The following is a 25,140-nucleotide window of genomic DNA, read 5'->3' as shown; positions in this document are numbered from 1 at the left end:
CGGCCAACTCCGTGGGAGCAAAGCTTGCTCGCGACACAGGCGACTCGGTTCCTGGAAGACCGCACCGCTGCCATCGCGGGCAAGCCTTGCTCCCACAGATAGATCCCCTCGCCGCAAGGTTCTGTGTTTCAGCAAATGATCAGGCTTGAAACAGGCATAAAAAAACCGGCCCATCATGGGCCGGTTTTTTTTATACCTTGCGGGCTTACAGCTTGTCGCTGTGCTCGCCCAGGTAAGCGGCAACGCCTTCAGGCGAAGCGGTCATGCCCTTGTCGCCTTTTTTCCAGTTGGCCGGGCAGACTTCGCCGTGCTCTTCGTGGAATTGCAGCGCGTCGACCAGACGGATCAGTTCTTCCATGTTACGACCCAGTGGCAGGTCGTTGATGATCTGCGAACGGACAACGCCTTTGTCGTCGATCAGGAACGCGCCACGGAAGGCCACGCCGCCTTCGGACTCAACGTCATAGGCCTTGGCGATTTCGTGCTTCATGTCGGCAGCCATGGTGTATTTCACCTGACCGATACCGCCATTGTTGATCGGGGTGTTGCGCCAGGCGTTGTGGGTGAAGTGCGAGTCGATCGAAACAGCGACCACTTCAACGTTGCGCGCCTTGAAATCATCCATGCGGTGATCCAGTGCGATCAGCTCGGACGGGCAGACGAAGGTGAAGTCCAGTGGATAGAAGAACACCAGGCCGTATTTGCCTTTGATGGCCGAGGACAGGGTGAAGCTGTCGACGATTTCGCCGTTGCCGAGGACGGCTGGAACGGTGAAGTCTGGGGCTTGTTTGCCTACGAGTACGCTCATTGGATATCTCCTGATGTAATAGCGTGAAAACAAGGTCCGGGCCAGCCTGTCACCCTCAGGCGACAGCCCTGTGACACGAACCCGCTTGCAAGGGCCGATCATCATACACCGCACATTTGGACTGTCTTCAACGGTTTTTCGGTGGCATTGAAAAATCGCTGTAGCATTTGATGACACCGCACTGACCGGAGCACGAACCGTTCGTCAGCCAGGTGCCACTCTGGCAAAAGTGTTTCAGAAACAACTTTGACAATCATTCTCGTTAACATTAAGATCCGTCTCAATTGAGTCACAACCAGCGACGGTTCTCACTTATGTATGTATGCCTCTGCACTGGCGTTACCGACGGGCAAATCCGCGAAGCGATCTACGAAGGTTGCTGCAGCTATCGCGAAGTCCGCCAGGCCACCGGCGTAGCCAGCCAATGCGGCAAATGTGCCTGCCTGGCCAAGGAAGTGGTTCGTGAAACCCTCGCCAAAGTGCAAACGGCACAGGCATCGATCCCCTACCCGGTAGAATTTACCGCCGCGTAAGAGCGCGTAATACACAGTTCTCAAGGAACCGGACTCAATGTCCGGTTTTTTTATGCCTGTAAATCAAATGCTTAGCGTCCAGACGCGGAACACAAACATTCTTATTCCGATTAATTTTCATTTATTATTCAATAACTTAGGTTTGACACTCGCAAATGCGCGGCTCAAACTCTGCCTTATACACAGCTATTACAGGGCAGGCCTCATCATGAAAGGCGACATTACAGTCATCCAGCATCTCAACAAGATCCTTGCCAATGAGCTGGTCGCGATCAACCAATACTTCCTGCATGCGCGCATGTACGAGGATTGGGGCCTGAACAAGTTGGGCAAGCACGAGTACCACGAGTCCATCGACGAGATGAAGCACGCGGACAAGCTGATCAAGCGCATCCTGTTCCTCGAAGGTCTGCCGAACGTTCAAGACCTGGGCAAGCTGCACATCGGCGAACACACCCGCGAGATGCTTGAGTGCGACCTGCGTATCGAGCGCATCGGTCACGCCGACCTGAAGGCCGCTATCGCCCATTGCGAAAGCGTTGGCGACTTCGGTAGCCGCGAACTGCTGGAAGACATTCTCGAATCCGAGGAAGAGCACATCGACTGGCTGGAAACCCAACTGGGCCTGATCGACAAAGTCGGTCTTGAGAACTACCTGCAATCGCAGATGGGTGAAGAGTAAGCTTCCCCGAAAGCAAGCCACTAAAAAGCCCCGCCCTCTTTCGAGAGGCGGGGCTTTTTATTGCCTGGATTCCCAGGCCTGCCCAAAACCACTGTGGGAGCGAGCTTGCTCGCGATGGCGGTGGATCAGGTAAAAAACGCTGACTGACACACCGCCATCGTCGGATCGCCGCCCGGAGCAAGCTCGCTCCCACAAGGTCTCGTGTTCACCACAACCTATGGGGTGAACAGACTTCCATGGATCAGGCTTCGGTCTTGTTCGCCGCCGCTTTTTCTACCGCTTCCTTGATCGTGGCCTGCAGAGAGCCGTCGGCGGCCATCTCGGTCATGATGTCGCTACCGCCGATCAGTTCACCACCTACCCACAGCTGTGGGAAGGTTGGCCAATTGGCGTACTTGGGCAGGTTGGCGCGGATTTCCGGGTTCTGCAGGATGTCCACGTAGGCAAACTTCTCGCCACATGCCATCACAGCCTGAGCAGCCTTGGCCGAGAAACCGCACTGTGGCGCGTTCGGCGAGCCTTTCATGTAAAGCAGGATGGTGTTGTTGGCAATCTGGTCTTTAATCGTTTCGATGATATCCATGGAGCACCTCGGCTTAAAACTTTTGCGACTTAAGTTGTCGACACGGTGACGCATTGTAACGGAAAGCCGAACGTGCTCCAGAGACAATTTTACGCAGCCGCCACCTTCACCGGTACGCCGTTAAGCGCCGCGTTGCCGGACAACTCATCGAGTTGACAATCATCGGTCAGGTCATTGGCGCTGGAGCCCGGTTGTCCGCTGGCAATGGTCATCTGCACGCCCGGCCGGGCATGGCCCCAACCGTGGGGCAGGCTGACCACGCCTTTCATCATATCCAGGCTGCCCAGCACCTCGACTTCGATGACGCCCACGCGCGAACTGACGGTCACCCGTTGCCCGTCGACCAGACCACGACTGGCGAGATCATCCGGGTGCATCAACAATTGGTGGCGTGGCTTGCCCTTCACCAGTCGATGAAAATTATGCATCCAGGAGTTATTGCTGCGCACATGGCGGCGGCCAATCATCAGCAACTCGTCCGGTTTTGGCGCCTGCAACGCCGCGAAGCGCTCGAGATCGGCAAGTATCACGGCTGGCGCGGCCTGCACGCGTTGGTTTTCGGTTTTCAGGCGCGCAGCCAGGTTGGGCTTGAGCGCACCGAGGTCGATGCCATGGGGATGATCGAAGAGGGTCGCCAGGGACAGCTTGTGCGGCGAGGCATCGCCATACGCCCCACTGCGCAGGCCGAAATCGATCATCTGCGCTGGCGGCATGGTCGGTTTGAGTTCCTTGCCGGTTCGGGCGGCAAAAGCCTTGGCCAGGCCGACAAAGATTTCCCAGTCGTGCAGCGCGCCCTCGGGCTTGGGCAGGATCGCCCGGTTGAAACGGGTCACGTTGCGCACTGCGAACAGGTTGAACGTGGTGTCGTAATGATCGTTCTCCAGGGCCGAGGTCGAGGGCAGGATCAGGTCGGCGTAACGCGTGGTCTCGTTGATGTACAAATCGAGGCTGACCATGAACTCCAGCCCGTCCAGGGCCTGTTCCAGTTGCCGCCCGTTGGGTGTGGACAGCACCGGGTTGCCGGCCACGGTGACCAGCGCACGAATCTGGCCTTCGCCCTCGGTGAGCATTTCCTCGGCCAGGGCCGACACCGGCAACTCCCCCGCATATTCTGGACGCCCGGACACCCGGCTCTGCCAACGGTTGAAATGCCCGCCCGAAGTGGTGGCTACCAGGTCCACCGCCGGCTCGGTGCACAGTGCCCCGCCCACCCGATCAAGATTGCCGGTGACCAGGTTGATCACCTGGATCAGCCAATGGCACAACGTGCCGAACGCCTGGGTCGAGACCCCCATTCGCCCGTAGCATACCGCTGACGGCGCGGCGGCGAAGTCCCGGGCCAATTGCCGGATCTGCGCCGCCGGCACCGCACAGAGCGGGCTCATGACTTCAGCCGTGAAAGTGGCGACGGCCTCGCGCACCTCGTCCAGGCCATCCACCGGCAGGTGGCTGTCACGGGTCAGGCCTTCGCTGAACAATGTATTGAGCAAACCAAACAGCAGCGCAGCATCGCCGCCGGGACGTACAAAGACATGCTGGTCGGCAATGGCCGCCGTTTCGCTGCGGCGCGGATCGACCACCACTACCTTGCCGCCACGGGCCTGGATCGCCTTGAGGCGTTTTTCCACGTCTGGCACGGTCATGATGCTGCCGTTGGAAGCCAACGGGTTGCCGCCCAGGATCAGCATGAAGTCGGTGTGGTCGATGTCCGGAATCGGCAGCAGCAGGCCGTGACCGTACATCAGGTAGCTGGTCAGGTGATGGGGCAGTTGGTCCACCGAGGTCGCCGAGAAACGGCTGCGGGTTTTCAACAGGCCCAGGAAATAGTTGCTATGAGTCATCAGCCCATAGTTATGCACGCTGGGGTTGCCCTGGTAGACCGCCACTGCGTTCTGGCCGTGGCGCGCCTGGATGTCCGCCAGGCGCTCGGCCACCCACGTGAAGGCGTCGTCCCAGGCAATGGGTTGCCATTCATTACCAACGCGCTGCATGGGCTGGCGCAGCCGGTCTGGGTCGTTCTGGATATCTTGCAGGGCCACTGCCTTGGGGCAGATATGACCCCGGCTGAAAGTGTCCAGCGCATCGCCCTTGATCGAGGTGATCGCCAGGTCCTGGCCGTCGGTTTCGGTGGTTTCGAGGGTCAAGCCACAGATGGCTTCACACAGATGGCACGCACGGTGGTGGAGAGTCTTGGTCATGGCCAGTCTCTGTTTTATTCGTGACGGGCGTTTTCGGCCGCGGGAACAAAACTATGGCGCATGATTCCCGGCAGCGCCAGCGACGTTCGTCCTGTGAATTGCCGGGCATCAGGCCCACCGATGACAGGGCGTCAAGGCTGGTCGGGAGGCGGCGCCAGCAGCTGGATTTCCTCGACGGTTTCCACCTGCTCCTGGGCAATGGGCACACCTGTCAGCTCGCCGATCAACCGCCAATGCTCGTCGAGCCCATTACTGATAGTGGCCATGCGATCGATCATCCGACGCCCCGCGGCCTTGGTCACCTCGTCGTCGCTGCGCAGCAATTCGAATGACATCGAGGTCACCGAAGCCGTGAGGTGCGTCAGCGAGCGTGCGGTCAGCCCCAGCAATTCCATCAATTGTTGCTCTTTCGAATCCATTTCGGGCTCCTGTGCCGCTGTGGCTCATTTATAACCCAGGCTTTTGCATTAGGAAATGTTTCACAACAACCAGCGGACAGGCGCAGGATTGGATGACACGGCATAAACCGCCCCCCATCCATGACGCGCCCGCCGCGCTTGATTGCCAAGCCAAGCAGCGCCAGTGTACAAATGGAGTCGCTGCTGTCTGGAAATGGCTTCTCATATGCCATCGCACTCGCGTGGTGGCCTCGCTGAAATCCCCAAAAACCGTAGCCCTATTGGTAAGACGCGACATTTAATTATAAGATCGCGCCTTCCCCTATTTCGTCGCCCCGTGCGGCTTTTGCCGCAGGTCTCGCCCGTTTTTTGAATAAACAAGGCTTTGAGCATCTGCGGTCAGTTACAAAAAGGTAGTCAATCATGAGCGCAAGGCACTTTCTCTCCCTGATGGATTTCACGCCCGATGAGTTGCTCGGCGTGATTCGTCGAGGCGTGGAGCTCAAGGACCTGCGTAACCGCGGCGTACTGTTCGAGCCCTTGAAAAACCGCGTGCTGGGGATGATCTTCGAGAAGTCATCGACCCGCACCCGCATTTCTTTCGAAGCCGGCATGATCCAACTGGGTGGCCAGGCGATCTTCCTGTCGCCGCGCGACACCCAGTTGGGCCGCGGCGAACCCATCAGCGATTGTGCCATTGTCATTTCGAGCATGTTGGACGCGGTGATGATCCGTACCTTTGCCCACAGCACCCTGACCGAGTTCGCGGCCCATTCCCGCGTTCCCGTCATCAATGGCCTGTCCGATGACCTGCACCCCTGCCAGTTGCTGGCCGACATGCAGACCTTCCTTGAGCATCGCGGCTCGATCCAGGGCAAGACCGTGGCCTGGATCGGCGACGGCAACAACATGTGCAACAGCTATATAGAAGCGGCGCTGCAATTCGACTTCCAGCTGCGCATTGCCTGCCCTGAAGGTTATGACCCCAATGCCGAGCTGCTCGCCAAGGCCGGGGACCGGGTGACCATCGTGCGTGATCCGAAACAGGCCGTGGCCGGTGCGCATCTGGTGAGCACCGACGTCTGGACTTCCATGGGCCAGGAAGAAGAAACCGCCAAGCGCCTCAAGCTGTTCGCGCCGCTCCAGGTCAACCGGGCCTTGCTCGACCTGGCGGATGCCGACGTGCTGTTCATGCATTGCCTGCCGGCGCACCGTGGTGAGGAGATCAGCTTCGATTTGTTGGACGACCCGCGCTCGGTGGCCTGGGACCAGGCAGAAAATCGACTTCACGCGCAAAAGGCACTGCTCGAGTTCCTTGTCGAGCCGGCTTATCACCACGCATGAGCCATTCGCTGCTGCTGAATTTGCATAACCTGGCCTGCGGCTACCAAAACCAGCGGGTCGTGCAGAACCTCAACCTGCACCTCAACGCCGGCGATATCGGCTGCCTGCTCGGCTCGTCCGGGTGCGGCAAGACCACGACGCTGCGCGCCATCGCCGGCTTCGAACCGGTGCACGAGGGTGAAATCCAACTGGCCGGGGAAACCATTTCCCGCGCCGGTTTCACCCTCGCCCCGGAAAAACGCCGTATCGGCATGGTCTTCCAGGACTATGCCCTGTTTCCCCACCTGAGCGTGGCCGAGAACATCGCCTTTGGCATTCGCAAGCATCCGGACAAGGATCGCGTCGTCGAAGAGTTGCTGGAACTGGTCAACCTCAAGCACCTGGGCAAGCGCTTTCCCCATGAGTTGTCCGGCGGCCAGCAACAGCGTGTGGCCCTGGCCCGCGCGCTGGCACCAGAACCACAACTGCTGTTGCTTGATGAGCCGTTCTCCAACCTCGATGGCGAGTTGCGACGCAAGCTCAGCCATGAAGTGCGGGATATTCTCAAGGCCCGCGGCACGAGCGCGATCCTGGTCACTCACGATCAGGAAGAAGCCTTCGCCGTGAGTGACCACGTCGGGGTATTCAAGGAAGGTCGACTGGAACAGTGGGACACGCCCTACAACCTGTACCACGAACCGCTGACGCCATTCGTCGCCAGCTTCATTGGCCAGGGTTACTTCATTCGTGGCCGGCTCGACAGCCCGGAATCGGTGCAAACCGAGCTGGGTACCCTGCGCGGCAACCGAGCCTACACCTGGCCCATCGGCGCAGCGGTGGATGTGTTGCTGCGCCCAGACGATATCGTCTACGCACCGGACAGCCCGCTCACCGCCAAAATCGTCGGCAAGACCTTCCTGGGTGCTTCAACCTTGTATCGCCTGCAATTGCCGACAGGCGCGCAATTGGAATCGATCTTCCCCAGCCATGCCGACCATCAGGTCGAGGACAGCGTGGGCATCCGCGTCGCGGCTGAACACCTGGTCCTGTTCCAAGCCTCGGGCAGCACCGCCGCGCATATCCCGCCGACGGACAGCGGCGTACGGCGCTACAGCACCGATGCACGGTGAACCATCGCTATCGCGAGCAAGCTCGCTCCCACAAGGGGATTTGCAGCAGTTACAAATCAGCTGTCATCCACAAATCCTGTGGGAGATTCTATGGTGCAGTGCTACCCCCTACATGCCTTTCGGTAAGTATTCGCTCTGGTTCTTCAGCAGGGCGAATACCACTCGGGCAAGCTTGCGGGCCAGTGCCACTAATGCTTCGGTTGTGCTGAGTCCCCGGGCCCTCAGTGCCTCATAAAAACCCTTCCATGCCGCTGTGCGCCTCGCCGACATCGCGGCGTTGTGCATCAGTCGACGCGCTTCCGGGTCGCCTCGCTTAGACAGGCAGCGGCGCCCCTTCTTTTTTCCCGAGTCTGCTATGCGCAGGTCCAAACCCAGAAAAGCGATGAAGGCATCGGCATTTCTGAAGTCCCCCCGCTGCAATGCCGTAAGTAAACGAGCGCCACTCAACAAGCCGATTCCTTCGACTTTCATGCAACGCTTGAGCTGATCGCCCAAACCGGCATCTTGCAACTGCGTCTGGATTGTTTTCTCAAGCAAGACTTCCAGCCTTTGCATGGCACTTATTTGGTTCTCGAAGGCTGTTTTTAGCAACGGCTCGTTCGCCCAGCTTTGCTTGAGGCTGACACGCGCCTGCACCAAGGCTGCTCGGCGCCGGAAAAGGCTTATAAGCCGGCAATACAGGGGCGATGGCGGAGTCCAGGGGTGCAACTGGTGGCCTTCATTGTTCAAATAGCGAACCAGCAACCGAGCATCTAGCGCATCAGTCTTGGCGCGAACTTTTACGCCTTTTCGGTAATGGCTGAGCTCGTAACCGCCAATCATATAAATCACACAGCCTTGCGCATAAGCCAGATCGGCGAATTCCTGGTGATAGATATTGGTGGCTTCAATGGCGACACTCACCGGTGCGGGCAGTGCCTTGAGCCACTTCTTGATCGCAGCTTTGGTGTTTAGGATCGTTTCGAGTCGATCGGATTCAGCGTGATAAATCACCAACTCATCTTTGGCGACGTCCACGCCCACGATCGGCTTAGTGACAGAAACCGGCATTGCCATTGGAAATCCTCCGGGCTAAGGTTTGAACACTTGAAGGGTTCACCCAGAGGCGCAGGCTTGTTCCTATCGTCGGTCTAGGCCAGATGCATTCTTTATCGGCGCTTGGGTGAAAGGAGGAGGGGTGAAATCTCCCACGGTCTGTACTGCGCTAACAGTCAGAATCGAGCCTTGTCCCTCCTCCTCCCTTCAAGTCCTACCATACAAGCGAGCTTGCTCGCGATGGCATAGGCAAATTCAGCACCGATGTACGCTGACACACTGCCATCGCGAGCAAGCTCACTCCCACATTTGATCGCATTGGCTTTAATGCAGAGTCACCCCAGCATCAACGTCCCACTGGCCACCAACGTCGCATTCCCACCAATCTTCACCCGCTCACCCTCCAGCCGGCAAAACAACGCCCCACCTCTGGCCGAGCATTGATAAGCCGTCAGCCCGTGCTTACCCAAACGTTTGGACCAATAGGGAATCAGGCTGCAGTGGGTCGAGCCGGTCACCGGGTCTTCGTTGATGCCAATCGCCGGGGCAAAATAGCGTGAGACAAAATCATGCTTGCTCCCCGGCGCGGTCACGATAGCGCCGGGCCAAGGCAGCTTTGCCAGGGCCGCCATGTCCGGCTTGCAATCGAGCACCGCTTGCTCCGATTCCAGCACCACGAACAGTTCGTTGGAACTCAGCACGTCCACCGCTTCGACACCCAAGGCATTCTGGATCGCCAAGGACGCGCCCAACTCGACAGGCACGATGGCCGGAAAATCCAGCCACAGCCGATCACCCTCGCGCGTAACGCTCAACGAACCGGACTTGCAGATGAAATCCAGTCGTTCGACCGTTTCGTGGTAGACCTCGAACAGTACATAAGCGCTGGCCAACGTGGCGTGCCCGCACAGCGGGACTTCGGTGGTGGGCGTGAACCAGCGGATATGCCAATGCTGACCTTCACGCACCAGGAACGCGGTTTCAGCCAGGTTATGTTCGGCGGCGATCTTCTGCATCAAGTCATCGGCAATCCAGCCGTCGAGCCGATAGACCATCGCCGGGTTACCACCGAACGGCCGGTCACTGAACGCATCGACCTGATGAAACGCAAGTTGCATGGCACTTCTCCTTATTTTTTGATGCGCCAGCATGGGGTGTAGCGGCACGGCGTATCCAGTGACAGATCAGCAGAATTTTCACCCTACAGCGCCGGATGAAAACAATGATCAGGCCTTACGTCCCTGTGGCGAGGGAGCTTGCTCGCGCCTGGCTGCGCGGCGGCCACCCGGTTATCAAGCCCGCCCAATATCAGCAAACGCCGCCCCGGTATGCTCCTTCAATACCGAAGGCGCCAACTCGACTTCCAAGCCGCGCCGTCCCGCACTGACAAACATACTGGCGAGCGGTTGTGCGCAACTGTCGATAAAAGTGCGCAGGCGCTTCTTCTGCCCCAGCGGGCTAATCCCGCCGAGCAAATAACCGGTCGACCGCTGCGCGGCGGCTGGGTCGGCCATCTCGACCTTTTTCACCCCGGCGGCATGGGCCAGGCCTTTCAAATCCAGGCTTCCGGCCACGGGCACCACCGCCACCAACAGTTCACCCTTTTCGCTGACCGCCAACAACGTCTTGAACACCTGCGCCGGATTCAGCCCGAGCTTTTCCGCCGCCTCCAAACCGTAGGACGCAGCCTTGGGATCGTGTTCGTAACTGTGGATGCGATGTTCGGCGCGCACTTTCTTAAGCAGATCCAACGCGGGTGTCATGACGGCTCCTGACAAGGAAATGAAAAAAGCGTGGCCGGATTCTAAGCCATCGCCAGCGAAAAGGCTTGGGAGGACGTCGCGAGTTCCGGTGATCCGCCGTCAGCGCAAGCGTCATTCACGTCACGAATAGTTGAAATGTGACCGACGGTTCACTTTCGACCTTTGACACCAGCGTTTCTTGTCTATATTTTTTCGAAACTGAAAGTCATATCGCAGGTCTCAAGCAACAACCCGAGATCAGGATGGGGATCCTGTCTCGGTGGAAGTCGCGCAATCGAGCTTTATCGAAGGCGCAGCAAAACAACAAAAAACCGAGGTTTGAATGACCACTGCTTTACAACAGCCGTCCCTGTCCAGCCAATGCCTGGCTGAATTCCTGGGCACTGCCCTGCTGATTTTTTTCGGTACCGGTTGTGTCGCGGCGCTCAAAGTCGCTGGTGCCAGCTTCGGCCTGTGGGAAATCAGCATCATCTGGGGCGTTGGCGTCAGCATGGCGATCTATCTGAGCGCGGGCATTTCCGGCGCCCATCTCAACCCCGCCGTCAGCATTGCCCTGTGCATTTTCACTGACTTCGAAAAGCGCAAACTGCCTCTGTACATGTTTTCCCAGGTGGCCGGTGCTTTCTGCGGTGCCCTTCTGGTCTACACGCTATACAGCAACCTTTTCTTCGATTTCGAACAGTCCCGGCACATGATTCGCGGCACCGAAGCAAGCCTCGAACTGGCCTCGGTGTTTTCCACCTACCCGCACGCAGCGCTGTCCACCGGCCAGGCCTTCCTCGTGGAAGTGATCATCACAGCCATCCTGATGGGAGTGATCATGTCCCTGACCGATGACAACAATGGTTTGCCCCGTGGTCCACTGGCCCCCTTGCTGATCGGCCTGCTGATTGCCGTGATCGGTAGCTCCATGGGGCCCCTGACGGGTTTTGCGATGAACCCGGCACGTGACTTCGGTCCTAAACTGATGACTTTCTTTGCTGGCTGGGGTGAAATTTCCCTCACGGGTGGACGCGACATCCCGTACTTCCTGGTTCCGATTTTTGCCCCGATTGTGGGGGCGTGCCTCGGCGCTGCGGCCTATCGCGGCTTGATTGCCCGCCACCTGCCCAGCGCCATAACTGCTACAAAGGATGCAGAACCGGCCATTGACGGCAAGCCCAGAACGTCCTGAAACAGTCGGTGCAGGTGCCTGTCATCGAGCCTGCACCGTAGCTTCTTCCCTATTTACGTCCCAAGGCAATCGACATGACCGACATTGAGAACAAGAACTACATCATTGCCCTCGACCAGGGTACGACCAGCTCGCGCGCGATCATCTTCGACCGTGACGCCAACGTGGTCTGCACCGCCCAGCGCGAATTCGCCCAGCATTACCCGCAGGCCGGCTGGGTCGAACACGACCCGATGGAAATCTTCGCCACCCAGAGCGCGGTCATGGTCGAAGCCCTCGCCCAGGCTGGCCTGCACCATGACCAGGTGGCCGCCATCGGCATCACCAACCAGCGTGAAACCACGGTGGTCTGGGACAAGACCACCGGCCGCCCGATCTACAACGCCGTCGTCTGGCAATGCCGCCGCAGCACCGAAATCTGCCAACAGCTCAAGCGTGACGGCCACGAGCAATACATCAGCCAGACCACCGGCCTGGTCACCGATCCGTACTTCTCCGGCACCAAGCTCAAGTGGATCCTGGACAACGTCGAAGGCAGCCGCGAGCGTGCACGCAACGGTGAGTTGCTGTTCGGCACCGTCGACAGCTGGCTGATCTGGAAATTCACCGGCGGCAAGGTTCATGTCACTGACTACACCAACGCCTCGCGCACCCTGCTCTTCAACATCCACACGCTGGAATGGGACGCGAAGATGCTCGAGATCCTCGACATCCCTCGGGAAATGCTCCCGCAAGTGAAGTCCTCCTCAGAGATCTATGGCCGCACCAAGAGCGGCATTGCCATCGGCGGCATCGCCGGTGACCAGCAGGCGGCCCTTTTCGGCCAGATGTGCGTGGAGCCGGGCCAGGCGAAAAACACCTATGGCACCGGCTGTTTCCTGCTGATGAACACCGGCAACAAGGCCGTAAAATCCAATCACGGCATGCTCACCACCATCGCCTGCGGCCCGCGCGGCGAAGTCGCCTACGCCTTGGAAGGTGCGGTGTTCAATGGCGGCTCTACCGTGCAGTGGTTGCGCGATGAACTGAAGATCATCAACGACGCCCTGGACACCGAGTACTTTGCCAACAAGGTCAAGGACAGCAACGGCGTGTACCTGGTGCCTGCCTTTACCGGCCTGGGCGCACCGTATTGGGACCCCTATGCCCGTGGCGCGCTGTTTGGCCTGACCCGCGGCGTACGCGTCGACCACATCATTCGCGCAGCGCTGGAGTCGATTGCCTACCAGACCCGCGACGTACTCGACGCCATGCAGCAGGACTCGGGTGAACGCCTCAAGGCCCTGCGCGTCGACGGTGGCGCGGTGGCGAACAACTTCCTGATGCAGTTCCAGGCCGACATCCTGGGTACCCAGGTTGAGCGCCCGAAAATGCGTGAAACCACCGCCCTGGGTGCTGCGTACCTGGCCGGCCTGGCGTGCGGTTTCTGGGGCAGCCTGGAAGAACTGCGCGGCAAAGCAGTGATCGAGCGCGAATTCGAACCCCAACTGGACGAGCAGGCGAAGGAAAAACTCTACGCAGGCTGGCAGAAGGCGGTCAGCCGCACCCGTGACTGGGAACCCCATGAAGACGCTGAATAAAGCCTGATAAGGTTCTGAAACTGGTCGGGAGTGGATTCCTGCGGCATCATGGGCAAATTTTGTACGGCAGCCCAAAGGAAGCCCCATGAATCTGCCTCCCCGCCAGCAGCAAATCCTCGAACTGGTCCGCGAACGCGGCTATGTCAGCATCGAGGAAATGGCGCAGCTATTCGTCGTCACCCCGCAAACCATTCGCCGCGATATCAACCAACTGGCGGAAGCGAACCTGCTGCGTCGCTACCACGGCGGTGCCGCCTACGACTCAAGTGTGGAAAACACTGCCTACGCCATGCGCGCCGATCAGATGCGCGATGAGAAACAACGCATCGCCGAAGCCATCGCCGCCCAGATTCCCGATCATGCCTCGCTGTTCATCAACATCGGCACCACCACCGAATCCATCGCCCGGGCGCTGCTCAATCACAACCATCTGAAGGTCATCACCAATAACCTGCACGTGGCTTCGATCCTCAGCGCCAAGGACGACTTCGAAGTCCTGATCGCCGGCGGCAACGTACGGCGTGACGGCGGAGTGGTGGGTCAGGCCAGCGTCGACTTCATCAACCAGTTCAAGGTCGACTTCGCCCTGGTGGGCATCAGCGGGATCGATGAAGACGGCAGCCTGCTGGACTTCGACTACCAGGAAGTGCGGGTTTCCCAAGCCATCATCGCCAACGCCCGGCAAGTGCTGCTGGCGGCGGACTCCAGCAAATTCGGGCGCAACGCCATGGTCCGCCTGGGGCCCATCAGCCTGATCGACTGCCTGGTGACCGACCAGCAACCCGTGCCGGCCCTGGCGCAATTGCTGAGCCAGCACAAGATTCGGCTGGAAGTGGTCTGACGCCCTCCCCAACACCCTGTCTGTGGGAGCAAAGCTTGCCCGCGATGACGGCGACACGGTTTCTACATAGATAGAACCAGGCGCCTGTTTCGCGAGCAAGCTTTGCTCCCACAAATCCCCTCGCCACAACGGCCTCCCTGTCGGCTTCAACCTTTCTTCATGTTCGAAAATTTTCCTTTCAGCTTCCCTTGATCAGTATTTTCAATCGAAGTTGACTGGCCGTTGTCGTTTTTATGGGCTAGTATTTTCGCAAATGAACATTTATGTTCGAATTCAAATATTGCGAAAAAGAGCCCGAGGCCAGCCGATGCCCACTTCTACCTTGCCTACGCCCCCTCTCGCCGAGGTTTACGATGTCGCCGTCATTGGTGGCGGTATCAACGGCGTGGGGATTGCCGCGGACGCTGCCGGTCGCGGTCTTTCGGTGTTCCTTTGCGAAAAGGACGACCTGGCCAGCCACACATCGTCAGCCAGCAGCAAGCTGATCCACGGCGGCCTGCGCTACCTGGAACATTATGAATTCCGCCTGGTGCGCGAAGCGCTGGCCGAGCGCGAAGTGTTGCTGGCCAAGGCCCCGCACATCGTCAAGCAAATGCGCTTCGTATTGCCTCACCGCCCGCATCTGCGCCCGGCCTGGATGATCCGCGCCGGCCTGTTCCTCTACGATCACCTGGGCAAACGTGAGCAGCTCGCCGGCTCGAAAAGCCTGAAGTTCGGTGCCGACAGTGCATTGAAAAGCGAGATCACCAAAGGTTTCGAATATTCCGACTGCTGGGTCGACGATGCGCGGCTGGTGGTACTCAACGCCATGGCCGCCCGGGAAAAAAACGCGCATATCCACACCCGCACGCGTTGCGTGAACGCCCGTCGCAGCAAAGGCCTGTGGCACTTGCACCTGGAACGTGCCGACGGCAGCCTGTTTTCGATCCGCGCCAAGGCACTGGTCAACGCCGCCGGTCCGTGGGTCGCCAAGTTCATTCGCGATGACCTGAAGCTGGAATCGCCCTACGGCATCCGCCTGATCCAGGGCAGCCACCTGATCGTGCCGAAACTCTACGAAGGCGAACATGCGCACATTCTGCAAAACGAAGACCAGCGCATCGTGTTCACCATTCCCTACCTGAACCAGTTCACCCTGATCGGCACGACCGATCGCGAATACACCGGTGACCCAGCCAAAGTGACAATCACCGAAGGCGAAACCGATTACCTGCTGAAGGTGGTCAATGCCCACTTCAAGAAGCAGATCAGCCGCGACGATATCCTGCACAGCTATTCCGGTGTGCGTCCGCTGTGCAACGACGAATCCGACAACCCTTCGGCCGTGACCCGCGACTACACCCTGGCGCTGTCGGGTGGCGGTGAAGAAGCCCCCTTGCTGTCGGTGTTCGGCGGCAAGCTGACCACCTACCGCAAACTGGCCGAATCGGCGATGGCGCAGTTGGCCCCGTATTTCACGCAAATGCGTCCGAGCTGGACCGCCGTAGAGGCACTCCCCGGCGGCGAAAACATGACCACCCCGCAGGCGCTGTGCTCGGCGATCCGCGACAAGTTCGACTGGCTACCAACCGACATCGCCCGCCGCTGGGCCACCACCTACGGCAGCCGCACCTGGCGCATGCTCGAAGGCGTGCACAGCCTGGGCGACCTGGGCGAGCACATCGGTGCGGGGCTCTATACCCGCGAAGTCGACTACCTGTGCAGCGACGAATGGGCCGTCGACGCCCAGGACATCCTCTGGCGCCGTAGCAAGCTGGGCTTGTTCACCACCCCGGTCGAGCAAGAGAAACTGCAGCAGTACCTGGACAAGGTCGAGCACAACCGTCGCAAGATCGAAGCGGCCTGAACGATCGTCCGCTAAACCCAAAGCCCCTGAATCCTGCGATTCAGGGGCTTTTCACATTCTGAACACACTGGGCAACCCGGTGGGAGCGAGCTTGCTCGCGACGAGGCCTGCACATTCAACACTTCATGTGGCTGACACACCGCTATGGCGAGCAAGCTCGCTCCCTCAATGAGTTGGGAAGCTCAAGGCATTCGGTTTTCCGAACGCGACCCGTCAGTCAGTTCGGCTTACCGGATGATCTGACCGCCAAAAACCTGAAACAAAACATTAATTGCCAATAAAAACAATCTGTTATCAAGATGCGACTGGCCTGGCACGAGTCATGCTCTACACTTCTGGAGACGAATGCCTGTACGCCAACACAACAGGAGCTGCCAGGCACTTCGAAGTACTCAGGGCCGACGAACCGGCCGAAATAAAAAAAACAATGTCGAGGAAACATCGATGCGCATCGTTCCCCATCTCCTGGGCGCAGCCATGGCTGCCGCTCTGATCAGCACTCCGGTTTTCGCAGCCGAACTGACCGGCACACTGAAAAAGATCAAAGAGTCCGGCGTTATCACGCTTGGCCATCGCGACGCTTCCATTCCGTTCTCCTACATCGCGGACGCTTCCGGCAAGCCGGTCGGCTACTCCCACGATATCCAGATGAAAGTCGTCGACGCGCTGAAAAAAGACCTGGACCTGCCCGACCTGCAGGTCAAGTACAACCTGGTGACTTCGCAAACCCGTATCCCGCTGGTGCAGAACGGCACCGTGGACCTGGAATGCGGCTCCACCACCAACAACGTCGAGCGTCAGCAGCAGGTTGACTTCTCCGTTGGCATTTTCGAAATCGGCACCAAGCTGCTGTCCAAGAAAGATTCCAAGTACAAGGATTTCGACGACCTCAAGGGCAAGAACGTCGTGACCACCGCCGGCACTACGTCCGAACGCATACTCAAGGCGATGAACGCCGACAAGCAGATGGGCATGAACGTCATCTCCGCCAAGGACCACGGCGAATCCTTCCAGATGCTGGAATCGGGTCGTGCCGTTGCGTTCATGATGGACGACGCGCTGCTGGCTGGCGAAGCCGCCAAGGCCAAGAAAGCCGATGACTGGGCCGTGACCGGTACCCCACAGTCCTACGAAATCTATGGCTGCATGATGCGCAAGGGCGACGAGCCATTCAAAAAAGCGGTGGACGACGCCATCAAGGCCACCTATGCCTCGGGCGAGATCAACAAGATCTACGACAAGTGGTTCACACAACCGATCCCGCCGAAAAACCTGAACCTGAACTTCCCGATGAGCGACGAGCTCAAGGCCCTGATCGCCAATCCGACCGACAAAGCGGCTGACGACAAGAAGTCCTGATATTTCTGACTAACCTTATCTCCTGAAGGGGCCCGGCCCTTTCAGGGGATGGTCACTCCCTGCTGGCAAATCTGGAAACACTCGAACCGGTGGCTGTCGAGCCGATCGCGTGTGCCTGGCCTTCAAGCCGGGCGGGAACGGAGTTTCCCCAGGCGGGCATTTGTACATCGAACGATCTGAGGGGAGACCCTAATGAATTACAACTGGGACTGGAGCGTGTTCTTCAAGTCCACCGGCGTGGGCAGCGAGACCTATCTCGACTGGTACGTGTCCGGCCTGGGCTGGACCATCGCCATCGCCGTCGTAGCCTGGATCATCGCCCTGCTGCTGGGTTCGGTGCTAGGCGTCATGCGTACTGTGCCGAACCGGCTCGTGTCGGGTATCGCCACGTGCTACGTGGAGCTTTTCCGTAACGTGCCGCTGCTGGTTCAGCTGTTCATCTGGTACTTCCTGGTGCCGGACCTGCTGCCCGCCGATATGCAGGAGTGGTACAAGCAGGACCTCAACCCGACCACCTCGGCCTACCTGAGCGTCGTCGTGTGCCTGGGCCTGTTCACCGCCGCCCGGGTTTGCGAACAGGTACGTACCGGTATCCAGGCGCTACCGCGCGGCCAGGAATCCGCCGCCCGGGCCATGGGCTTCAAGCTGCCGCAGATCTACTGGAACGTGCTGCTGCCCCAGGCCTACCGGATCATCATTCCGCCGCTCACCTCGGAATTCCTCAACGTCTTCAAGAACTCCTCCGTGGCCTCGCTGATCGGCCTGATGGAATTGCTCGCGCAGACCAAGCAAACCGCCGAGTTCTCCGCCAACCTGTTCGAAGCCTTTACCCTGGCGACGCTGATCTATTTCACCTTGAACATGAGCCTGATGCTGCTCATGCGCATGGTCGAGAAGAAAGTCGCGGTGCCCGGCCTGATCTCCGTGGGGGGTAAATAATGGAATTCGACTTCACTGGCATCATCCCGGCCATTCCCGGTTTGTGGAACGGCATGGTGATGACCCTCAAGCTGATGGTCTTGGGCGTGGTCGGCGGGATCATCCTCGGCACGATCCTGGCACTGATGCGCCTGTCCCATAACAAGCTGGTCTCCAATATCGCTGGCGCCTACGTCAACTATTTCCGCTCGATCCCGCTGCTGTTGGTGATCACCTGGTTCTACCTGGCAGTGCCGTTCGTGCTGCGCTGGATCACTGGCGAAGACACGCCGATCGGGGCATTCGGCTCTTGCATCGTGGCGTTCATGATGTTCGAAGCAGCGTACTTCTGCGAAATCGTGCGGGCCGGCGTGCAGTCGATTCCCAAGGGCCAGATGGGCGCCGCCCAGGCACTGGGCATGAATTACGGCCAGACCATGCGCCTGATCATCCTGCCCCAGGCGTTTCGCAAGATGACCCCACTGCTGTTGCAACAAAGCATCATCCTGTTTCAGGACACCTCGCTGGTCTACACGGTCGGCCTGGTGGACTTCCTCAATGCTTCGCGGGCCAGTGGTGACATCATCGGCCGCTCCAATGAGTTCCTGATCATCGCAGGTCTCGTGTACTTCACCGTCAGCTTTGCCGCCTCGCAGCTGGTCAAGCGTCTGCAAAAAAGGTTCACCGTATGATCTCTATCAAGAACATCAACAAGTGGTATGGGGACTTCCAGGTACTGACCAATTGCAGCACCGAGGTCAGCAAGGGCGAGGTTGTGGTGGTGTGCGGGCCGTCCGGTTCGGGCAAATCCACGTTGATCAAATGCGTGAACGCCCTGGAACCGTTCCAGAAAGGCGACATCGTGGTCGATGGCACATCCATCGCCGACCCGAAGACCAACCTGCCGAAACTGCGTTCGCGGGTGGGCATGGTGTTCCAGCATTTCGAACTGTTCCCACACCTGACCATCACCGAGAACCTGACCATCGCGCAGATCAAGGTGTTGGGCCGCAGCAAGGAAGAGGCCACCAAGAAAGGCTTGCAACTGCTTGAGCGGGTCGGCCTCTCGGCCCACGCCCACAAGCACCCGGGTCAGCTCTCCGGCGGCCAGCAGCAGCGCGTGGCGATTGCCCGTGCCCTGGCGATGGACCCGGTGGTAATGCTGTTCGACGAACCGACCTCGGCCCTCGACCCGGAAATGGTCAACGAAGTGCTCGACGTCATGGTGCAACTGGCCCACGAAGGCATGACCATGATGTGCGTGACCCACGAAATGGGCTTCGCCCGCAAAGTGGCGAACCGGGTGATCTTCATGGACCAGGGCCAGATCATCGAAGACTGCAAGAAAGAAGAGTTCTTCGGCGACATCAGCGCCCGCTCCGAACGCGCGCAGCATTTCCTTGAGAAAATCCTGCAGCACTAAACAACACCGCTCCCCACTGTGGGAGCGAGCTTGCTCGCGATAGCGGACTGCCGGTCCGCCTTATTGTCGACTGATCTGCAGTCATCGCGAGCAAGCTCGCTCCCACAAGGGAGAAGTGTTGGCTTGTCGATTTGTGTTGTGGTTGACCCAAGGCTTCTGTGATGAAATGCGACCCCACCCTCTATCGCGCCGCGCCGCCATCACTCGCCGTGAAACCCCGCCTGATTCGCCATCTGTTCCTGCCGCCACTGGTCATTGCCCTGATGATCGGCTTGGGCTACCTCGGCTTCTGGATCAGCGAGCACTATGGCGTACGTGGCCTCGCCGAGAATGGCGAACGCCAGTTGGAACTGCACGCCCGTGCGGTCGAGAGCGAGATCAGCAAGTACACCTACCTGCCCAGCCTGCTGGAGCTCGAATCGAGTGTCTCGCAACTGCTCGAGGACCCTACGCCCGAGCACCGCAGGACCGTCAATGAATACCTCGAAGGCCTGAACCGCCGCAGCCGCAGCCGGGCCATCTACGTCATGGACACCACCGGCCGGGTGATGGCCACCAGCAACTGGCGCGATGTCGACAGTTACCTGGGCGAAGACCTGTCCTTTCGCGCCTATTTCCAGAACGCCGTGCGCGGCCAGCCGGGGCGGTTCTATGGCATCGGCAGCACCAACGGCGAACCCGGCTACTACCTGGCCCATGGCCTGGAGCAACAAGGCAAGATCATCGGCGTCGCCGTGGTCAAGGTGCGCCTCGAAGCCCTGGAGGAACGCTGGCAGCGAGCGCGGCTGGAGGCGTTCGTCAGTGATGAGAACGGCATCATTATCCTGTCCAGCGACCCGGCGCGGCGGCTCAAGTCGGTTCGTCCCCTGAGCGACGACACCAAGGAACGCCTGGCCCGCAGCCTGCAGTACTACTGGTTCCCGCTCAATGAACTCGTGCCACTGGCCCGGGAACACCTGGCCGAAGGCATGGAGAAACTGACGTTCCCGGCCAACAGCGAACTGGTGTCCGACGAGCGCGCCATCAGCTATTTGTCGCAGACCCGGCCCTTGAGCGATACACCGTGGAATTTCACCCTGCTGACCTCACTTGAAGACCTGCGTCGCCAGGCGATCAACCAAGGCATCCTGGTGGCCGTGGCCTTCGCCCTGGTGGCGTTCCTGCTGATTGCCTGGAACGAACGGCGCAAGGTCATCGCCACCCGTCTCGCGGCCCGGGAAGCCTTGCAGCAAGCCAACAACCAGCTCGAGCGTCGGATTACCGAACGCACCACCGACCTGCGCGCCAGCAACGAACGACTCAAGGGCCAGATCCGCGAACGGCGCCAGGCCGAAGAGACCTTGCGCCGGGCCCAGGACGAATTGGTCCAGGCCGGTAAACTGGCGGCCATCGGCCAGATGTCCACCAGCATCGCCCACGAACTCAACCAGCCACTGGCGGCACTGCGCACCTTGTCAGGCAATACCGTGCGCTTCCTGGAACGTGGCCAGCTGGACATCGCCAGCACCAACCTCAAGACCATCAACGAATTGATCGACCGCATGGGCCGGATCACCGCCAGCCTGCGCTCCTTTGCCCGGCGTGGGGACGACCAGGGCCAGGCCAGCCTCGGCAAAGGCGTCGAAGCCGCGCTGCAACTGCTGGGCGCTCGTCTTGAAAGCTTGAACATCCAGATTCATTCCAGTTTCGATGACGTCCAGGTGCAAATTGACCAGACGCGCCTGGAGCAGATCCTGGTGAACCTGATCGGCAATGCCCTGGACGCCATGCAGACGCAACCCGAACCGCAGCTGTGGCTCGAAGGCCAGGCCGGCGATGGCAAATATCGCCTGCGCGTGCGGGATAACGGCCACGGCATTGACCCAGAAACACGCAAGCATCTGTTCGAACCCTTCTTCACCACCAAACCCGGCGAACAAGGCCTGGGCCTGGGCCTGACGCTTTCCGCCAGCCTGGCCGCCGCCACGGGTGGCTACCTGGGCGTCGAGCACCCGGTTGAGGGCAGTGGAACCACATTTGTCCTCAGTTTACCGTTGGTAAGCCTTTCACCTGTCGAGCCGCTATGAACCACGACCTGAGCGTACTGATCGTCGAAGACGACCCCCACGTCCTACTGGGCTGCCAGCAGGCCTTGAGCCTGGAAGACATTCCCTGCATCGGCGTGGGCAGCGCCGAAGAGGCCCTGGAGCACGTCGACGATAACTTTGCCGGCATCGTCATCAGCGACATTCGCCTGCCGGGCATCGACGGCCTGGAACTGCTGACCCGCCTCAAGGCACGGGACCGTAGCCTGCCGGTGGTGCTGATCACCGGCCACGGCGACATCTCCATGGCCGTCGGCGCCATGCAAAAAGGCGCCTATGACTTCATGGAGAAACCCTTTTCTCCTGAACGCCTGGTGGACGTCGCCCGCCGTGCCCTGGAGCAGCGCAGCCTCGCCCGGGAAGTGTCATCGCTGCGTCGGCAACTGGCCGAGCGCGATACCCTGGAAGGGCGGATCATTGGCCGCTCGCCAGCCATGCAGCACCTGCGCGCGCTGATCGCCAACGTCGCCGACACCTCGGCCAACGTGCTGATCGAAGGTGAAACCGGCACCGGCAAGGAATTGGTCGCCCGTTGCCTGCATGACTTCAGCCGACGCCACGACAAGCAGTTCGTCGCGCTGAACTGCGGCGGCCTGCCGGAGAACCTGTTCGAAAGCGAAATTTTCGGCCACGAGGCCAATGCCTTTACCGGTGCCGGCAAACGCCGGATCGGCAAGATCGAACACGCCGACGGTGGCACGCTGTTTCTCGATGAAGTGGAAAGCATGCCCCTGCCCTTGCAGATCAAATTGCTGCGCGTGTTGCAGGAACGCACCCTCGAGCGCCTGGGTTCGAACCAGAGCGTGGCCGTGGATTGCCGGGTGATCGCCGCCACCAAGTCCGACCTGGACGAAATGGGCCGGGCCGGGCAGTTCCGCAGCGACTTGTATTACCGCCTCAACGTGGTGACCCTGGAACTGCCGCCGCTGCGCGAGCGGCGCGAAGACATCCTGCAACTGTTCAAGCACTTTCTCCAGCAGTCGTCCCTGCGCTTTGACCGCACGGTGCCGGAGCTGGACAACCAGACCCTGTCGAACCTGATGAGCCACGACTGGCCGGGCAATGTGCGCGAACTGCGCAACGTCGCCGAGCGCTATGCCCTGGGCCTGCCAGCGTTCAAGAGGTCCGGCGCCAGTGGTGCCAGCCAAGGCCTGGCCTTTGCCGAAGCAGTAGAAGCCTTCGAGCGCAACCTGCTGGTGGACGCCCTGCAACGCAGCGGTGGCAACCTGACCCAGGCAAGCCTGGAGTTGGGCATGGCCAAGACCACGCTGTTCGACAAAGTCAAAAAATATGGCCTGAGCCATTAATGAACGGGGCGCAAGACCTGTGGATCTGATTTTCAAGGCGGCGCTGGGTGCAGCCGTGGTGGTCATTCTGGCAATGCTGGCCAAGACCAAGAACTATTACATCGCCGGGCTGGTGCCGCTGTTCCCGACCTTCGCCCTGATCGCCCATTACATCGTCGGCAAGGGCCGCTCGGTGGATGACCTGAAGACCACCATTGTGTTCGGCATGTGGTCGATCATTCCGTACTTCGTGTACCTGGCGACGCTGTATGTGATGGTCGATCGCATGCGCCTGGAGGCGTCATTGGCCGTGGCGGCGGTGGCTTGGCTGATGGCGGCGACGGTGCTGGTCAGCGTCTGGGTAAGAATTCACGGCTAAACCTTGCAGGAGCTGTCGAGCAACGCGAGGCTGCGATCTTTTGATCTTTCGCTGGAGACTCAAGTGTCCAAGGAAAGATCGCAGCCTCGCGTTGCTCGACAGCTCCTACACAGCTCCTACACAAGCCAGTGATCAATAGCCGACGGTAAACCGCGTCCGCGGAAACTGCGGCGTTTCCACTTCATCGATCATCGCGATGGCGTAGTCGGCAAAGCTGATCCAACTGCGGCCGGCGGCGTCGAACAACAAGTGATCCTTGCCAAGACGGAACTGCTCGGTGCGCTCGGTTTCGACGAACTCTGCCGAAGGCGAAAGGAACGTCCAGTCCAAGTCCTGTTCCTGGCGCAGTACGTCCAGGAACAATGCTCCGGCGCTCGCTTCGGCCAAGTATTCCTCCGGGAAGCCATCACTGTCGATCACACGGCTGTTATCCGGCAGCAGCAACGAACCCGCCCCACCGACGACCAGCAAACGCTTGACCCCGGCGGCCTTGACCGGTGCGATGAGCTTGTCGGCCGGCACGCTGGCGAAGTGAGCGGCACTGATCACCACGTCATGCCCGGCGATGGCCGCGGTCAACGCCTCGCTGTCCAATACATCCAGTTGCTTGCTGACCACCCCGGCCCTTTCACCGATTTTCGCGGTATTGCGGGCAATGGCCGTCACGCTGTGACCACGGCGCAGGGCTTCTTCCAGCAATTGGCTGCCGGCGCGACCGGTGGCGCCGATGATTGCGATTTTGCTCATGGTGTTCTCCAGTGATTAGCAATGTTGAAATGCATGCTCTTGTGGCGAGGGGATTTATCCCCTCGCCACAACGGTGCTCCGATCAAAGATCGGTATTCACCACTTCATCTCGCCCTTGGCGACCTTGGCACTCAGTTCCAGGGAGCTGTCTTCACCCAGGTTCGGGTAGCGTTGCTTCATGGCGGCGATCAGCGCGGCGGAATCCTTCGCCTTGGCGGTTTCTTCGTCGAAGGCCTTGATATAGCCAGCGGTGAATGTCACCGGGGCCAGGGACCGGGCGCTTTCACCCAGGTAGTGGCCTGGGATCACGGTGTTCGGTTGCAGCTTTTCAATACCGGCGAGGGTCGCCAGCCAGTCCTTGTGGGACCGCGGCGTCTGGGTGTCAGCCATCCAGACATGAATGTTCTCGGCCACCACCACACCGCCAACCACGGCCTTGATCGATGGAATCCACACGAAACTGCGGTCCGGCTGCGGGCCATCGAGGCCGACGATCTGCAAGCGCTGGCCTTCCAGGGTCAGGCTATCGCCCTTGAGCACCTGGGGCACGATGGCTTTGGCCGGGGCATCGGCTTTCAGGATCGGCCCCCAATATTTCAGCTTGCCATCCATGGTGTGCTTGATGTGCTCGACAGTCGGTGCGGACGCCAGCACCTTGGCCTCAGGGAACGCGGCGGTGAGGGTTTCCAGGCCAAAATAGTAGTCTGGATCGCCGTGGCTGATGTAGATCGTAGTCAATCGCTTGCCGCTGGCACGGATTTTTTCCACCACCTGTGCGGCCTGGGTCTTGCCGAATTGGGCGTCCACCAGGATCGCCTCTTTTTCACCGCTGATTAAAACCGAAGTCACCGGGAAAACCGCCGCCGCGCCGGGGTTATAGACGTCCAGCGTCAGGCCGGCGGCCCAGGTCTGGGCCGTGAAGGCCAGGGCGGCGGTTGCCAGCAGCAAGCGCTTGAGTGGGATAAATCCGGTCATGGTGTGCTCCGTTATCTAAAAACCCGCTACGGGAATGGAGACAGAGCTTAGTTACCTGACTCGTTACAAAAAATG

24 protein-coding genes are annotated in these 25,140 nt (G+C 59.6%); 15 read left to right on the top strand and 9 right to left on the bottom strand.

The genetic code is table 11. The features are described 5' to 3' along the window. Window positions 1–205 precede the first annotated feature (205 nt). Window positions 206–808 (bottom strand): peroxiredoxin, encoded by a 603-nt coding sequence (locus KI237_RS06485; protein WP_003204949.1) that lies wholly within the window; start codon window positions 806–808, stop codon window positions 206–208. A gap of 314 nt (window positions 809–1,122) precedes the next feature. Here KI237_RS06485 and KI237_RS06480 point away from each other — a divergent pair, with 314 nt between their 5' ends. Together KI237_RS06480 and bfr are read left to right on the top strand one after the other, a co-directional pair. Continuing rightward, window positions 1,123–1,341: a bacterioferritin-associated ferredoxin gene (locus KI237_RS06480; protein ID WP_003178704.1), complete on the top strand. Its 219-nt coding sequence runs from the start codon at window positions 1,123–1,125 to the stop codon at window positions 1,339–1,341. A gap of 208 nt (window positions 1,342–1,549) precedes the next feature. Then, entirely contained in the window at window positions 1,550–2,023 is a 474-nt protein-coding gene (gene bfr, locus KI237_RS06475; RefSeq protein WP_212799262.1) for a bacterioferritin, read from the top strand. A gap of 241 nt (window positions 2,024–2,264) precedes the next feature. Here bfr and grxD read toward each other — a convergent pair whose 3' ends face one another. The 3 genes from grxD to plzR form a co-directional block, all read right to left on the bottom strand. Beyond that, window positions 2,265–2,606: a Grx4 family monothiol glutaredoxin gene (gene grxD, locus KI237_RS06470; RefSeq protein WP_003204956.1), complete on the bottom strand. Its 342-nt coding sequence runs from the start codon at window positions 2,604–2,606 to the stop codon at window positions 2,265–2,267. Window positions 2,607–2,695: 89 nt separating this feature from the next. Continuing rightward, window positions 2,696–4,804, bottom strand: a complete 2,109-nt coding sequence (locus KI237_RS06465; protein WP_212799261.1) for a molybdopterin oxidoreductase family protein — start codon at window positions 4,802–4,804, stop codon at window positions 2,696–2,698. 131 nt (window positions 4,805–4,935) lie between these two features. After that, on the bottom strand, window positions 4,936–5,223 hold the full coding sequence (gene plzR, locus KI237_RS06460) for a PlzR type 4 pili assembly inhibitor (RefSeq protein WP_014339882.1): 288 nt from the start codon (window positions 5,221–5,223) through the stop codon (window positions 4,936–4,938). A gap of 402 nt (window positions 5,224–5,625) precedes the next feature. Here plzR and argF point away from each other — a divergent pair, with 402 nt between their 5' ends. Both argF and KI237_RS06450 read left to right on the top strand, forming a co-directional pair. Further along, window positions 5,626–6,546, top strand: coding sequence for an ornithine carbamoyltransferase (gene argF / locus KI237_RS06455; RefSeq protein ID WP_212799260.1), 921 nt, complete (start codon window positions 5,626–5,628; stop codon window positions 6,544–6,546). Further along, window positions 6,543–7,655: an ABC transporter ATP-binding protein gene (locus KI237_RS06450; protein ID WP_212799259.1), complete on the top strand. Its 1,113-nt coding sequence runs from the start codon at window positions 6,543–6,545 to the stop codon at window positions 7,653–7,655. Before argF ends, KI237_RS06450 begins: the two co-directional genes overlap by 4 nt. Before the next feature lie 108 nt (window positions 7,656–7,763). Here KI237_RS06450 and KI237_RS06445 read toward each other — a convergent pair whose 3' ends face one another. The 3 genes from KI237_RS06445 to ybaK form a co-directional block, all read right to left on the bottom strand. Next, window positions 7,764–8,711, bottom strand: a complete 948-nt coding sequence (locus KI237_RS06445) for an IS110 family transposase (RefSeq protein WP_212799258.1) — start codon at window positions 8,709–8,711, stop codon at window positions 7,764–7,766. A 314-nt stretch (window positions 8,712–9,025) separates the two neighbouring features. Next, entirely contained in the window at window positions 9,026–9,808 is a 783-nt protein-coding gene (locus KI237_RS06440) for a PhzF family phenazine biosynthesis protein (protein WP_212799257.1), read from the bottom strand. Window positions 9,809–9,982: 174 nt separating this feature from the next. After that, the gene (gene ybaK, locus KI237_RS06435) at window positions 9,983–10,453 is read right to left on the bottom strand and encodes a Cys-tRNA(Pro) deacylase (protein WP_212799256.1); all 471 of its coding nucleotides are present in this window, start codon (window positions 10,451–10,453) and stop codon (window positions 9,983–9,985) included. A 322-nt stretch (window positions 10,454–10,775) separates the two neighbouring features. On the opposite strand from ybaK, the gene KI237_RS06430 reads away from it, so the two are divergent. The 11 genes from KI237_RS06430 (at window position 10,776) to KI237_RS06380 (ending at window position 23,343) form a co-directional block, all read left to right on the top strand. Next, the gene (locus tag KI237_RS06430; protein WP_212799255.1) at window positions 10,776–11,627 is read left to right on the top strand and encodes an MIP/aquaporin family protein; all 852 of its coding nucleotides are present in this window, start codon (window positions 10,776–10,778) and stop codon (window positions 11,625–11,627) included. A gap of 74 nt (window positions 11,628–11,701) precedes the next feature. After that, window positions 11,702–13,207 carry a glycerol kinase GlpK gene (gene glpK, locus KI237_RS06425; protein ID WP_212799254.1) on the top strand — a complete coding sequence of 502 codons (1,506 nt, stop codon included), beginning with the start codon at window positions 11,702–11,704 and terminating at the stop codon, window positions 13,205–13,207. Window positions 13,208–13,292: 85 nt separating this feature from the next. Further along, window positions 13,293–14,048, top strand: a complete 756-nt coding sequence (locus KI237_RS06420; protein ID WP_039591738.1) for a DeoR/GlpR family transcriptional regulator — start codon at window positions 13,293–13,295, stop codon at window positions 14,046–14,048. Window positions 14,049–14,355: 307 nt separating this feature from the next. Beyond that, the gene (glpD, locus tag KI237_RS06415) at window positions 14,356–15,894 is read left to right on the top strand and encodes a glycerol-3-phosphate dehydrogenase (RefSeq protein ID WP_212799253.1); all 1,539 of its coding nucleotides are present in this window, start codon (window positions 14,356–14,358) and stop codon (window positions 15,892–15,894) included. Window positions 15,895–16,338: 444 nt separating this feature from the next. Further along, on the top strand, window positions 16,339–17,253 hold the full coding sequence (locus tag KI237_RS06410) for a glutamate/aspartate ABC transporter substrate-binding protein (protein ID WP_212799252.1): 915 nt from the start codon (window positions 16,339–16,341) through the stop codon (window positions 17,251–17,253). Between the two features lie 192 nt (window positions 17,254–17,445). Then, window positions 17,446–18,192 carry an amino acid ABC transporter permease gene (locus KI237_RS06405; protein ID WP_212799251.1) on the top strand — a complete coding sequence of 249 codons (747 nt, stop codon included), beginning with the start codon at window positions 17,446–17,448 and terminating at the stop codon, window positions 18,190–18,192. Then, window positions 18,192–18,863, top strand: a complete 672-nt coding sequence (locus tag KI237_RS06400; protein ID WP_212799250.1) for an amino acid ABC transporter permease — start codon at window positions 18,192–18,194, stop codon at window positions 18,861–18,863. The genes KI237_RS06405 and KI237_RS06400 overlap by 1 nt, the downstream gene beginning before the upstream one ends. Continuing rightward, window positions 18,860–19,594 (top strand): amino acid ABC transporter ATP-binding protein, encoded by a 735-nt coding sequence (locus KI237_RS06395; protein WP_003204983.1) that lies wholly within the window; start codon window positions 18,860–18,862, stop codon window positions 19,592–19,594. The genes KI237_RS06400 and KI237_RS06395 overlap by 4 nt, the downstream gene beginning before the upstream one ends. Before the next feature lie 161 nt (window positions 19,595–19,755). Then, window positions 19,756–21,660, top strand: coding sequence for a two-component sensor histidine kinase AauS (gene aauS / locus KI237_RS06390; RefSeq protein ID WP_212799249.1), 1,905 nt, complete (start codon window positions 19,756–19,758; stop codon window positions 21,658–21,660). Next, window positions 21,657–22,985: a two-component response regulator AauR gene (gene aauR / locus KI237_RS06385; RefSeq protein WP_212799248.1), complete on the top strand. Its 1,329-nt coding sequence runs from the start codon at window positions 21,657–21,659 to the stop codon at window positions 22,983–22,985. The genes aauS and aauR overlap by 4 nt, the downstream gene beginning before the upstream one ends. A gap of 28 nt (window positions 22,986–23,013) precedes the next feature. Next, complete coding sequence (locus tag KI237_RS06380) at window positions 23,014–23,343, top strand: GlpM family protein (RefSeq protein ID WP_212800569.1); 330 nt, start codon at window positions 23,014–23,016, stop codon at window positions 23,341–23,343. Window positions 23,344–23,475: 132 nt separating this feature from the next. Here KI237_RS06380 and KI237_RS06375 read toward each other — a convergent pair whose 3' ends face one another. Then, window positions 23,476–24,090 (bottom strand): NAD(P)-dependent oxidoreductase, encoded by a 615-nt coding sequence (locus KI237_RS06375; protein WP_212799247.1) that lies wholly within the window; start codon window positions 24,088–24,090, stop codon window positions 23,476–23,478. A gap of 96 nt (window positions 24,091–24,186) precedes the next feature. Continuing rightward, window positions 24,187–25,065 carry an MBL fold metallo-hydrolase gene (locus KI237_RS06370; RefSeq protein ID WP_212799246.1) on the bottom strand — a complete coding sequence of 293 codons (879 nt, stop codon included), beginning with the start codon at window positions 25,063–25,065 and terminating at the stop codon, window positions 24,187–24,189. Between the last annotated feature and the right edge of the window lie 75 nt (window positions 25,066–25,140).

The organism is Pseudomonas sp. St316, assembly GCF_018325905.1.
Classification (GTDB): domain Bacteria; phylum Pseudomonadota; class Gammaproteobacteria; order Pseudomonadales; family Pseudomonadaceae; genus Aquipseudomonas.
The sequence above is the reverse complement of the archived record's forward strand: the minus strand, read 5'-3'. Positions and strand labels throughout refer to the sequence as shown.